The sequence below is a fragment of the Alteromonas sp. AWJ4_197 genome (assembly GCF_056160285.1).
The window spans coordinates 317853-331577 of record NZ_JBSWWW010000004.1; the positions used below are offsets into that span (position 1 = coordinate 317853).

Annotated in this window: 10 protein-coding genes; 6 read left to right on the forward strand and 4 right to left on the reverse strand. The window is 48.6% G+C overall.

The features are described from left to right. Positions 1–2: 2 nt before the first annotated feature. Together ACXAGC_RS10665 and ACXAGC_RS10670 are read right to left on the reverse strand one after the other, a co-directional pair. Complete coding sequence (locus tag ACXAGC_RS10665; protein ID WP_474844370.1) at positions 3–2117, reverse strand: two-component system response regulator; 2115 nt, start codon at positions 2115–2117, stop codon at positions 3–5. Positions 2118–2216: 99 nt separating this feature from the next. Next, a complete protein-coding gene (locus tag ACXAGC_RS10670) occupies positions 2217–4769 on the reverse strand; it encodes an HWE histidine kinase domain-containing protein (protein WP_474844371.1) in 2553 nt (850 codons plus the stop codon). An 84-nt stretch (positions 4770–4853) separates the two neighbouring features. Between ACXAGC_RS10670 and ACXAGC_RS10675 the strand changes: the two genes are divergently transcribed. From ACXAGC_RS10675 to ACXAGC_RS10690, 4 genes are all read left to right on the forward strand, one after another. Next, positions 4854–5435, forward strand: a complete 582-nt coding sequence (locus tag ACXAGC_RS10675) for a heme oxygenase-like domain-containing protein (protein ID WP_474844372.1) — start codon at positions 4854–4856, stop codon at positions 5433–5435. An 88-nt stretch (positions 5436–5523) separates the two neighbouring features. Further along, positions 5524–6333 (forward strand): exodeoxyribonuclease III, encoded by an 810-nt coding sequence (gene xthA, locus ACXAGC_RS10680; RefSeq protein WP_474844373.1) that lies wholly within the window; start codon positions 5524–5526, stop codon positions 6331–6333. A gap of 15 nt (positions 6334–6348) precedes the next feature. Then, the gene (locus tag ACXAGC_RS10685; protein WP_303573992.1) at positions 6349–6993 is read left to right on the forward strand and encodes an energy-coupling factor ABC transporter permease; all 645 of its coding nucleotides are present in this window, start codon (positions 6349–6351) and stop codon (positions 6991–6993) included. Then, positions 6965–7588: a DJ-1/PfpI family protein gene (locus ACXAGC_RS10690; protein ID WP_474844374.1), complete on the forward strand. Its 624-nt coding sequence runs from the start codon at positions 6965–6967 to the stop codon at positions 7586–7588. The genes ACXAGC_RS10685 and ACXAGC_RS10690 overlap by 29 nt, the downstream gene beginning before the upstream one ends. 27 nt (positions 7589–7615) lie before the next feature. Here the strand turns inward: ACXAGC_RS10690 and ACXAGC_RS10695 are convergent, their stop codons facing one another. Beyond that, positions 7616–8182, reverse strand: coding sequence for a phosphoribosyltransferase (locus ACXAGC_RS10695; RefSeq protein ID WP_474844375.1), 567 nt, complete (start codon positions 8180–8182; stop codon positions 7616–7618). Between the two features lie 99 nt (positions 8183–8281). Then, positions 8282–9478, reverse strand: a complete 1197-nt coding sequence (locus ACXAGC_RS10700) for a lipoprotein-releasing ABC transporter permease subunit (RefSeq protein WP_474844376.1) — start codon at positions 9476–9478, stop codon at positions 8282–8284. Between the two features lie 111 nt (positions 9479–9589). On the opposite strand from ACXAGC_RS10700, the gene ACXAGC_RS10705 reads away from it, so the two are divergent. Together ACXAGC_RS10705 and mfd are read left to right on the forward strand one after the other, a co-directional pair. After that, positions 9590–10183 carry a PilZ domain-containing protein gene (locus tag ACXAGC_RS10705; RefSeq protein ID WP_474844377.1) on the forward strand — a complete coding sequence of 198 codons (594 nt, stop codon included), beginning with the start codon at positions 9590–9592 and terminating at the stop codon, positions 10181–10183. Between the two features lie 50 nt (positions 10184–10233). Then, positions 10234–13725, forward strand: a complete 3492-nt coding sequence (mfd, locus tag ACXAGC_RS10710) for a transcription-repair coupling factor (protein WP_474844378.1) — start codon at positions 10234–10236, stop codon at positions 13723–13725.

Sequence of the window (13725 nt, forward strand, 5' to 3'; positions counted from 1 at the left end):
CTTTAGTAGGCAACACGTGCCTCTTCAGGCGCAATCATTCTGAGGATTTCCGTCAGAGACTTTGGCCGGGCATATAAAAAGCCCTGGAATAAATCTGCTCCAACCTCTCTGGCGAATTCGGCCTGTGCGGGAGACTCGATGCCTTCAAAGATAACTGATTTACCCAAACGCTTATTTAAATCCACCAGCGACGCCGCCAGTAATCGCATTGGTTCATCTTCCAGTCTGACAAGCCAGGTACCGTCGAATTTTATCACCGACGCCCGGTTATCCGTTAATTCGGATAAGGCCACAAGACCATGTCCGAAATCATCCAGCGCCACAGTAAACCCATAATCTTCCAGCGCGCGGATAATACGCTTAGCGCCGGCATCGACTATAGCCCGCTCTGAAATCTCGATCACCACGGATGACGGCGATACATTGAAATCCGCAAAGTAGGTGACAAACTGATCCACCAGCGCTGTTGAACTGAGCTGCAATAACGACACGTTAATGTGGATCCTGATGTGACTTAAGTCCTGTGCTTCAAGCATTCCGCTTGCAATGCATACTTCCCTCAACATTTTTAAGCCTAAGGGATTGATCAAACCCGTTTCTTCGGCCACAGGAATGAACGTATCCGGCTGCATGTCTTTTACATCTTTCCCCCGCCAGCGGCAAAGGGCTTCAAGAGCGACAACTTTGCCTTCACGGTCAACAATAGGCTGAAAACTGGCGTATAAATCCTGATTTTTAATAGCAGCCAGCAAACTCTCTTCCACCAGCAAACGGTATTCAATAGCCGTTTCGTGGTCAGAGGAATAAACCACAGTCTGGTTCTTACCCTGCTTTTTCGCCTCATACATAGCGATATCAGCGTGTTTCAGCAAATCTTCTGTGCTGTCCTGTATATCAAAATCAGCGACACCAATACTGGCAGTGACAGAAAGTGGCACACTGTGACAATGATAAGGTTTGGCCAGAGACACCAGCATTTTTTGTGTCAGCGCTAATATGTCAGCGTTGTCCTGAACAAGCACAACAAATTCATCGCCACCATGGCGGATTAATGTATCTGTGTTTCTCAGTTCAGACTGCAGGCGTTGAGCGCAGGTTACCAGCAACGCATCGCCAATATCATGACCGTAGCGGTCATTAATTTGCTTAAAACCATCCAAATCAATAAAAATCAGAGACTGGATGCAGCGCGAAAATTTCACCTCATCCAGCAACAGCTTCATATAATTGCGGTTACCCGTTCCGGTGAGCGGGTCCCGGAACGCCAGCTCCTCAAGCTTACGCTCTGCACGGGACAAATCTGATATGTCAGAAACCGTAAGGATGTATTGCTGCCTGTCCGTTCCGCCATCCAGGCATGACAGGGTAATAAAAGCGGGAAACATCGCTTCCGTGCCGTTTCGCAGTGATAATTTATGACGGTATACACGATCAGACTGTGCCAATTCATCACAACGTGAAAAGAGATCATGGTTAAAACCATATCGGGTAATGTCCTGCCCTTTCAGGGTAGACACATCACCGGTCAGCAAGGTTGCCAGTGAACGGTTTGCCTCTGTGACTATAAAGGCATCATCAATAATAGCGACACCTTCGGATAACTGATCAAAGATCACGTCAGAAAGTCGGTGCCTCTTCTCTGTTTCATTTGTTAAAACCTCACCGCGACTGACAGGCGCCGCAGTTTCGCGCTGAATTTCTGGCAGCACCGTGTTGAATACGATTTTCTGTTCCAGTTCAAACCGCTTTAACGCAGTTTCACAACTGACTTTCAATGTTTTAGTATCGAAGGGTTTAACAATGTAGCCATATGGCGACGTTTCCAGTGCCTGACTCAATGTAGTGTCGTCAGAAAACGACGTCGTATAAATCAATGGCGCAACAATTTTGCTGGCGATGATCCGCGCGGCTTCAATACCACTTCCACCATCGGCCAGATGGATGTCCATCAGAATAAGTTCAGGTTCGAGTTCCTCAGCCATATCAATGGCCTGCGACTCTGAGCGGGCAAGCCCGACGACTTCAGCGCCCATATGAGTAAGTTCGCGGGCCAGATACGTTGCCGCAATAGTGGTATCTTCCACCACCAGCACCCGCTTATTTTCCAGTAAACTCATCACTACTCCTGTTATCACCGCCGGATAAGTCTGAAGACGACGGTTGACGCTAAGTTACACATTACTCTTAATCATGAATGAAGACTGCGTCAATCAGTCTTACAAGATTTGCGCCAGAGTAGTCATTAAATCCTGCCCGGTGACCGGCTTGGTTAACACTGGTACGTGCTTTATTTCATCCTGGATGTCTACATCCTCACCATAACCACTAACGATAATGGCAGGAATACCTTGGGCCGAAAGCTGTCTGATAAGGTCAAAACTGGTTTCATTACCCAGATGCACGTCAAAAACGGCCAGGCCGGGTTCGCGCCCTTCAACAGAACGGCGCGCTGCGGCAAGCGTACCTGCTACAGCGACATTCTGAACACCAAGCGCCTTCAGCTTTTTTTGCATATCAAGGGCAATCACCAGACTATCTTCGACTACCAGAGCATATTCCGGCATGCTTAAAGACGTATCGGGTTCTTCAATCGTTGCTACATTTTCACTGTCCGCAGAGGTGTCTTTAACGACAAGATAACGATGGGGGATCACCAGTGTCGCTTTTACGCCACCCGGAGAAAACTCAATGTCCACTTCGCCTTCAAGCTCATGGGGAATGACATTCCGTATCATTGTCATACCAAAACTGTCTTTACCAGGCAGCGACACAGGAGGACCGCCAGTTTCTTCCCAACGGATGATTAACTCAGATTTCTTCGATACAGACCAGTGGACAGACACCGTGCCCTTTTCACCTGAGTTCGAAAGCGCGCCATATTTCGCTGCATTGGTAAACATCTCATGCATCACCAGCACCAGAGGCGTGGCTGCATAAGGCGCTATCAACACATCCTCACCATGGAGCTCAATACTGTTAGATAAATTCACATAGGCCTGAATTTCAGTTTCCAGTAATTTGCGGAATGAAATATCAGTCCAGTCTGACGCAGTAAGTTGATCATGAGCGGATGCCAGAGCAACCAGGCGGCCACTGAGAACCTGAATAAATTCTTCCAGTGTTCTGCCGGTTTGCTCAGTTTGCATCACAATGGCGTTGACCAGATTCAGAATGTTCCGTACCCGGTGATTCAGTTCCGATATAAGAATTTCATGTTTTCGTGCAGCCTGCAGACGGATACTGTCCCTTTCCTGAATGTGTCTTATCATTACTTCAAGAAGGGTCACCCGCAAAGAATCTGCGTCATTAAGTTCCTGCTCAAGCCACTCGTGACAACTGTCACTGTGAGTTTGCTGCCAGACGTCGAAACTGCTCCTTGGCATGAGTCTGGCGCCATTCGGCCCGGCCACCACCGGTTTTTCCGGATTACCTGCCCAGCTTACGGTTTTGGTCTGTGCCTGACGGTAAAACAGCAAATAATCTCTGGGACTTTTTGATACAGGGACCGCCAGCACACCGGCAATGCCGTGAACATCGGTCTGATAACCACTCATAAAATCCGCCAGAGTGTCAATGGCGGCAATTTCGCTGGCTGCCAGTGCGTTCAACTGACGGCACAACCTCTTGAGGTTATCCGGTTCCAGACCATGCCCTTCGCTGCGTACTTCACCGTCTACGATGACGCAAATACCGTCACATTTTATCAGGTCGCGCATGACAGGAAACTGATCAGCAATACCCTGTGCCAGCGAACCGGAGGTCGGAATGGTCGACATAATTCGATTATGAACATGCCGCACTCTGTCCCGTTCGACACTTTGCTCCGTCATTAACCGCGACGACAACTCCAGGGAAAATACCTCAGCAAAAAGCTCCAGTTCCGTCCGTTGATAATACGACGGTACTTTAGGGCTGTAGTGGTGGCAGGCAAACAAACCCCACAACTTACCGTTAATGACAATGGAAACAGACAGGGAGGCTTTCACCCCCATGTTCTTCAAATACTCGATATGGATGGGAGAGACCGCACGCAGAATGGAAAATGACATATCAATTTGACTGTCAGTCCCCTTCACAACAGGTAACACCGGCACCGTTGTGTCATCCACATCAGCAATCACCCTCAGCAGGTTTTTCACATACAAGGCACGGGCCTGCTTAGGGATATCAGAGGCGGGGTAACGCAAGCCAAGAAAAGGTTCCAACTTAAATTGCTTACTTTCAGCCACCACTTCTCCTGCCCCGTCCGGCAGGAACTTATACACCATCACTCTGTCATATCCGGTGATAAGCTGTATTTGCTGGGCAACCTGATCAATGAGTTCTTTACTGTCGGCGGCACGGTAAAATTGCGTCAGCAGAGATCGCACAAACTGCTCATCAGCTTTACGTCCACTGTGCACTTCTTCCAGCTCTATCAGCGTATAAAGACCGTTATGATGAACAGAGATATCAACAGTTAGTCCGGTAGCCACAACTTTTTGTGCAAACAACCGTTCATTCCTGCCGGTAATCATGGAAGACTGTAAGGAAGAACGAATATGGTGTAACGTCGTTTTGTCAAACCAGTTTTTCAGCGGTTCTCCGGCAACGTCATCCACAGGTACACCAAGATAATGTTCAGTATTGGCTGAGCAAAACGCAATCAGCCAGTCGGCGCGCACGGCAATCAGACAACCAAAAGATTGTATGCTGCCCGGCAGATGAATGGGTTCCCTGTCGCAATTAGTCAGATCGACAGTGAAGTCTGATGAAGTGGCGTTATCCATGTCTTTGAACCGTGCTTATGACTTTTAGAATATTTTACGGCTTAATGTCTTACAACATTTTCAGAATATCAGATCAACTTATTGATGAATATAAATAAACTATTTTTAACACTCAGAGAATCATCGTCAGAACCTCACAAGCAGTTAGAAGCCTCCTACCCGTTTTGTTACCAGATGCGCAGTGAAGCGTTCAGTCCGCTGCATTATGGCAGAGCCTTGTCTGTACTAAGGGCTTTTCACGTTTATGCCGCGCCTTTCGTGGCCCGCTTACCTGATGAAATACGTCACCTGATAATAGTCGATGATGTCATTGATGCACTTAACCTGGACCTGCAAATTTTAGGGGTGCTGGAAGAACAGCCTGAGTTCAAATCTGCATTATCATCTCAGTCACCAACCAGCCTGCTGGCATTCAGTTATGTGTGGATGGGATCGTCCATGGGCGGCAGTATCATCAGTCGCTGGCTGCAGTCACGTCATCCCGGTTTGCCGCAGCAATACTACCGTGCCATGGCAGAAACCGGCGCAAACTGGGAAACGTTTAAAGCAGGCGCTACTGACTGGGCCCGGGCCAATAATATCAACGATGATGATGCGGGAGACGCTGCCAAACAGGTTTTTGAAAGTATCATTCATACTGCCTCACACTACAGTGAACCTGCTTAACTCAAAAGCTGCAAAATAGCCTGTGCCTGTCTTCAGGCAGCACAGCGGTTTTGCTATGATTGCAATAAATTAATTAACAGTGAATTTCATGAAAGTAGTATCTTTTAATATTAACGGGATTCGTGCGCGGTTGCATCAGCTGTCTGCACTGATTGAAAAACACCAGCCGGATGTCATCGGTTTGCAGGAAATCAAAGTGCATAACGAGCAGTTTCCTGTTGCTGATGTGGAAGCGATGGGTTACCACGTTTTCTTCCACGGACAGAAGAGTCACTACGGTGTGGCTATGCTCACAAAAGAGAAGCCGCTGAATGTGCAATACGGTTTTCCCACTGATGAAGAAGACGCTCAGCGCCGCATGATAATGGTGACGTTAGCAGGTAAAAATGGTCAGCCGGTACGGGTACTGAATGGCTATTTCCCTCAGGGCGAGAATGAAAAGCATGAAACCAAGTACCCGGCGAAGCGTAAATTCTATGCCGATTTAATGGGGTATCTCAGTGACCACCATAGTCAGGATGACAACGTCATCATTATGGGTGATCTGAACATTTCGCCGGCAGACAATGATATCGGCATTGGCGAGGATAACCGTAAACGCTGGCTGAAAACCGGCAAATGCTCTTTTTTACCGGAAGAACGGGAGTGGATTAACACACTCTACGACTGGGGCGTGACCGACAGCTTCAGAGCACAAAATCCGGAAGTAAGCGACCAGTTCAGCTGGTTCGATTACCGCTCAAAAGGATTTAACGACAACCGGGGTCTGCGCATTGACCATATCCTGGCAACAAAGCCAGTACATGAAGGACTTCAGGAAACCGGTATTGATTACGAATTGCGCGGCATTGAAAAGCCGTCTGATCATGCTCCTATCTGGACGGTGTATGATATTTAACTAACGAGGTCATCATTGACAAGCCTGCAAACATTCGCACTTATTCTGTTCACCGGACTGATGATTGTGATAATCAGGAATCTGTCCTGGCAGGCTTTGTTAAAAGATAAGAGACAGCAGCATGTGTTATTCGGTTATACCGCGCTGCTGTTTTTTTTGTGGATTTTCCGTGCCGGGATTTATCAGGGGCTGGATGTTCATTTTTTATGGCTGAGTGCACTAACGCTGACACTCGGATTCAGAAAGGCGCTGATCGCCGGAGCCGTGGCCCTTACCGGTATAACATTAACCGGTACTGAACAATGGCACATGATCGGCGTAAATGGTCTGCTTGGCGTTGTCATGCCTGTGTGTGTCAGCTACGTCATCTTTATGACCGCATTTCACAAAATCCCCCGTAATCTGTTCGTCTACATATTTGCCTGTGCATTTTTCCCGGGCGCCATAGTCATAGCTTTGAAAATGGGTTTGCTGGGGGGATATTACCTGGCTGACGGTTTATATGACTGGCAAACCGTAAGAGATAACTACCTTATTCTTATCCCCTTACTGCTCTTCCCCGAAGGACTGTTAAATGGTATGACTATGACATTGCTCATCGTCTATAAACCTGAACTGGTCTACACCTTCCATGACAAATTCTATATCGACGGAAAATAACCGACAGCCATTACGCTTTGCCATTGTGATATACCCTGACGCGGAGGTGCTTGATTTCGCCGGGCCCTACGAAGTCTTTACCACGGCTGTGCGGGTCCACCAGTTTAACTGGCAGGTACAACTGGTAGCCGAAACTGCCATGATTAAAGCCCGTGCGGGTTTTATGGTACAGAGCCACACTACATTTGCAGATGCAGAGAAACCGGACATCCTCGTGGTGGTTGGCGGCGATCATACCCGCGAATTGAACAATCCTGTGTTGCTGGCATGGATCAAACAGGCATCTGCCAGTGCAAAGATAGTGGCATCAGTGTGTACAGGTTCATTCTTGCTTGCTGAAGCAGGGATTGTGGATAGCCATAATATGACAACACATTGGGAGGACATTGCTGATTTACGCAGGCTTTATCCGTCACTCACTGTGCATGAACATTGCCGGGTAGTGAATGAGGGCTCGCTTTACAGCAGTGGCGGTATATCAGCCGGCATCGACATGGCGTTAACGCTGGTAGCTGATATTACGAAGAAAGCTGATGCTGAAGCAACAGCCAGACAAATGGAATACCGGTGGGACGACAGCTGTCTGCGCATATAGCGCAGACACATTTAACAGCAGGATCTACTAGTCTTTCTTGTAAAGAATATCCATCACACCGGCCAGTTCGGTTTTACCTTCCCGCACTTCTTCCTCACTCAAACCAGCGATTTCGTGAGGAAATACCAGCCACTCATCGCTCTGATTTACATAATAGTCAGGAACAATTTCCGTCTTGTTGTTCTGTGGCTTGTACCAGGGGCAGGCAATACGGATATCTTTCGGCATATTCAGACGCATCAGTTTACGCACCTGTTTGATAAGCGCATCCACACTGCGGCCGGAATCAAATACATCATCAACAATCAGCAGTTTGTCGTCAGCATTAGCATTCTCGACCAGATAATGCAGACCGTGAACACGGATTTCTTTCGACTGTTTGTTGATACCGTAGTAAGACGATGTTCTCACTGCGATGTGGTCAGTTGGGGTATTTTTGAATTCAAAAAATTCCTGAACAGCGATACCAATAGGCGCACCACCACGCCAGATACCGATAATGAAGTCCGGCCGGAAGCCATCTTCATATACCATAGCCGCTAAACGGAACGAGTCTTCCAGAAGAGATTGGGAGGTAATAAAGTTTTTGTTCATAGCATTTATCCGGCCAGATTTGAAAGGCGGGAAGTATAGTGAAAATTAAGGTTATTTGCACGCAAAATTAACCACATGGTCAACATGGTACAAGCCAGTTTATTCGTTCTGCAGCGCCGTAGCAGGATGCACCTTCATCGCTCTCACAGCAGGGTAAACACTGGCCAGCAAACACAATACCAGTGAAAATAGTGTCACCATAATGACCTGATGCCAACGTAAATCCACAGGGATCCCCTGCCCGTCGGCAGACAATGCCAGCTGAATATCCAGCAGTGCCAGCAAATTATTCAGTTGCAACACTACTACAACACCCAGTACCAGACCAAGTATAGCGCCCTTCACACCGTTAAACAGGCCGTTAAGTAAAAAGACTGTCCGTATCTGACCGGCTTCCATTCCCTGAGTTTGTAAAATGGCAATGTCACCCTGCTTTTCAGTGACTACCATCACCAGCGCAGAAACAATATTAAATGCAGCGACGGCAATGATGAGCAGCAGCATCATAAACATCATGTTTTTTTCCATTTTCACAGCATCGAACAGGGGCCCCTGACGTTCCCGCCAGTTATCGGATGAAAAGCCCTGCCCGTCTAATGTGTTTATGACCGCACTGTAATTAAAGGCGTCGTTAAGGAAAAGGCGGGTATCTGAGGGCGCATCCTGAGGTTTCCTTAATAACCTTTTCAGATCGTCCAGATGCATAAAGATGACCTTGTCATCCATCTGAGAATTAACCCCGTACAACCCTGCTACTTTTACAATACGCTGAGCCGGCATGCGTCCCAGCGGGGTGTATACACTCGCTCCAGCCACAAGAAGACGCATTGTATCCCCCGGTCTGAGATCGAGTTGAACAGCCAGCGCCTGACCGGCAATCACATTAAAACTGCCGCTTTCCAGACCGGTGAACTTACCGGCCACCATGTTTTCTGCCACCACAGAGTCCTGCATATCTTCCGGCACAACGCCCTGAATTTGCACACCTCTCAGCCCGCTTCTTGCCTGTAAAACCCCTTCTGTTTCGATAAACGGCATGACATGGTCTACACCGGCAATGCTTTCAAAGGGAGCCGCAGATGGTTCCGCATGTACAACCACATGAGGCAGAATACCCAGAATGCGCTGCTTTAATTGCCCTTCAAACCCGTTCATCACCGATAACACAATGATCAGCGCCATCAAACCCAGTGCAATTCCGGCGACTGAAAAAAAGTTAATGAACGAAACAAAGCTATTTTGTTTATTCGCAGTAGAATAGCGCAGCGCCAGAAAGGCAGAGACTGGTTGAAACATGAAAACCCGGCGTCGGAAAAAGTAAATGGCGTAATACGGCAACCGTATTAGTAAAGTTGTTAGTCTACGTGTAAGCTTTACTACGTACAAGATTGATGTAGCAGGATTTAAATGAGCAACGAGACACTGGCAGATAAACAGGCACAATTCGACGAGTTCTTCATGATTACCAGTGAACTGCCGGTAAACGTAGTGCCGCTGGAAGCGGGTAAATCCGTTCCTGCCAGTGACGATCTTGAATCCGTCATGCCCTATGCATTTAGAATTGCCGGGGAAATGGCTGCCATCGAGGCACAGGCATTAAGACCGCTGCGTAACCTCGGAGACCACGCTGCAGCGCTAACCGATTACCTGAACCATCAGGCCAGAAAAATCGACCTGATGATGTCTTATATACTGCACCAGCAGGATGATGAGACCTGTCGCTATCAAACCGTTAAGTTTGGCGGCGGCGGTATAATCGTCAGTACCACATCGCCTTACGAAACCGGTACGCTGGCAGAACTGAAGCTGTTTCTCAATCAGGAAGCGGCGGCTGTTTATTGTTTCGGTGAAGTTATTGCTTGCCAGCAGCACGGAGATGATTACCATATATCTTTCATTTTCCGCAGCATCCGCGAACAGGATCAGGAATTGCTGGTGCGCGCCAGTTTGCATTTGCAAACCCAGCAGCTGCGCAAACGCGCTCAGGACAAACAGGAATAGTTCGCTCTCACGCAACTCCATGATAACCAGCCAATAGTTTTCAAGGTGACATGACAGCCACAATTTTTTCTTTACCACTGCCGAAGGCAAAAAAGGCCGGCAGCACAGGTGATCACCAGCAATGGGGTCAGTTAAAAGGCAGTAGCCGCGCTCTGGCCGTCAGCCAGGCATATAAGCAGCATAAAGGACCGGTGGTTGTTATCACCGCTGACACACCGTCAGCCATGAAGCTCCAGCGGGAACTTGCATGGTTTTTAGATAACGACCGTAGTGTTACCACCTTGTTCCCTGATTGGGAAACTCTGCCCTATGATATGTTTTCGCCCCATCAGGATATTGTTTCCCAGCGGATGGAAACTTTGTTTCGGATGGCGAACGAGCCCCGCGGTATCTTCATCGTTCCCGTAAACACGCTGATGCAACGGCTGGCACCGGTAGATTATTTGAATAAATATCTGCTGATGGTTCATAAAGGCGATACCCTTGACCGTGAACAGTTCCGGCGCAATCTCGAACAAGCCGGCTATCTGCATGTAAACCAGGTAATGAGCCACAGCGAATTTTCCATTCGCGGTTCCATTATCGACCTGTTTCCCATGGGCAGTGACAGACCATTCCGCATTGATTTATTCGATGATGAAATTGATTCTATCCGGTATTTTGAAACAGAAAATCAGCGCTCTGCGGATGCCGTAGATGAAATCCGGTTGTTACCGGCGAGAGAATTTCCCACCGACAAAGCAGCACTTTCAGCCTTCAGAGCCCGTTACCTGGAAACCTTCGACAGCAACAGTTCGCAGGAATCGGTATTAAGTCAGGTATCCAAAGGCACCATGCCCGGGGGTATCGAATACTACCTGCCGCTGTTTTTTGACCATACCGCTACCCTGTTTGACTATCTCCACGATAATGCCGTCCTGATGCTGCATGGCGATGTCATGGACGCCAGCGAATTTTACTGGGCAGATGTGGCAGAGCGTTACGAACAGCGCAGATACGACTTATCACGCCCCCTGCTCAGCCCTGAAGCACTGTTTCTGCCAGTTAACCAACTTTTCGAACAGGTAAAAAACTGGCCGCGGATTTCACTGCACACAGACGCTTTAGAAGAAAAAGCAGGAAAATCCAACCTCGGATGCGAAAGCCTTAAAGACATCGCGTTTAATCCACAGAAGAAACAGCCGGCTCAGGCGCTGACGGAAAAAATGAAAGCCGCCCGGAATGCCGGCAGCCGTGTGCTTTTCTGTGCTGAATCTCAGGGACGGCGGGAAAACCTGCTGACTCTGCTGAATAAAGCAGGGATCCGCCCTGAAGCCGTTCAGCAACTCAGTGACTTCATCGACAGTGATGTTGCTGCAGGCATTTGTGTTGGTCTGGTAGAAAACAGCTTCGAGTGGCAGCGTGAACAGGGCAATATTCTGTTTATTACTGAAACAGAACTGCTGGGCCATAAGGTCAGTCAGCGCCGCTTACGTGACAAACGGCAGGCAACGGATGAAAGTGCCATTATCCGCAACCTCGCTGAACTGTCTGTTGGACAACCGGTGGTTCACTTTGATCACGGCGTGGGCAGGTATACGGGTTTGCAAACCCTGGATGCCGGCGGCGTGATGACCGAGTATGTGTGCATTGAATATGCAAAGCAGTCAAAGCTCTACGTGCCGGTGTCTTCTCTGCATCTGATTTCACGCTATACCGGCGGCGATGTGGATCATGCGCCACTGAACTCACTGGGCTCAGATGCGTGGACAAAAGCGAAACAAAAAGCAGCCGAGAAGGTCCGCGACGTGGCTGCGGAACTGTTGAATGTCTATGCCAAACGGGCAGCAAAACCGGGGTACGCCTACGACATCAACTGGGAAGATTACCAGAGCTTTGCCGACAGCTTTCCTTTTGAAGAAACACCGGATCAAATTCAGGCCATCAATGCCGTTATTCAGGATATGGGTTCACCGCAGGCCATGGACAGACTGGTTTGTGGTGACGTGGGCTTCGGTAAAACAGAAGTAGCCATGCGGGCAGCTTTTCTGGCTGCCAATCACGGTAAACAGGTGGCCATACTTGTGCCAACCACCCTGCTGGCACAACAGCATTTTGAAAATTTCAAAGACCGCTTTGCAAACTGGCCGTTTAATATTCAGGTAATGAGCCGTTTTGTCAGCGGTAAAGCGCAGAAAACCGTTGTCGACGGCATCAAAGAGGGCCAGGTGGACATCGTGGTGGGCACCCACAAACTGCTCAGCAGCGACATTGAATTTAACGATCTTGGCCTTGTGATCATTGACGAAGAACACCGCTTTGGCGTGCGTCAGAAGGAAAAATTCAAATCCCTGCGTGCAGATGTAGATATTCTGACCCTTACCGCTACCCCCATACCGAGAACGCTGAACATGGCATTGTCCGGTATGCGTGATTTATCCATCATCGCTACGCCGCCGGCACGCCGCTTATCGATAAAGACTTTTGTGCAGCAACGCAATACGTCCGTGATCCGTGAAGCGGTTATGCGTGAAATTCTTCGTGGTGGTCAGGTTTACTTCCTCCACAATGAAGTGGATACCATCGAAAAAACCGCGAAAGAAATTGCCGAAATTGTCCCTGAAGCGCGTATTGCCACCGGTCACGGACAAATGCGTGAGCGGGAACTGGAAACCGTGATGAGTGATTTCTATCACCAGCGCTATAACGTGCTGGTGTGTACCACTATCATTGAGACCGGTATTGATGTTCCTACCGCTAACACTATCATTATGGACAGAGCCGACCACCTCGGTCTGGCGCAGCTTCACCAGTTGCGCGGACGTGTGGGCCGTTCTCACCACCAGGCATACGCATACCTGCTTACCCCTCATCCGAAGCGGATGACGAAAGATGCGGCCAAGCGTCTGGAAGCCATCGCCAGCCTGGAAGATCTGGGCGCAGGCTTCGCACTGGCTACCCATGACCTTGAAATTCGTGGTGCCGGTGAATTGCTCGGCGATGATCAATCGGGGCAGATAGCCTCTATCGGTTTTACGCTGTACATGGACATGCTGGACCAGGCTGTGACAGCATTGAAGGAAGGTCGCGAGCCCAGTCTGGAAGATGCTTCAGCCAATCAGACGGAAATTGAGCTGCGTATTCCTGCGCTGTTGCCCGATGACTATATTGCAGATGTTAATCAGCGTCTTTCACTCTATAAGCAACTGGCAAGTTGTCAGAGTAAAGATGCCATTGATGAATTCCAGGTTGAGTGTATAGACAGATTTGGCTTACTGCCGTTGCGGGCTAAACAACTTATCAAAGTCGCTGAACTCAAACTCATCGCAAAACGGTTGGGTATAACAAAAATCGACCTGACCAGCATTGGCGGCACCATTGAATTCAGAGAAAATACGCCGGTGGATCCGGGGTATATCATACAACTGGTACAAACCCGTTCTGATACGTTCCGTTTTGAAGGCAGCCAGAAGTTGCGTCTGGTGAAGAAAACCGAAACAGCAGAAGAACGGTTATCCCTGATTGAAAATGTACTGAACGACTTTGCCATGGAGACAAAGTAA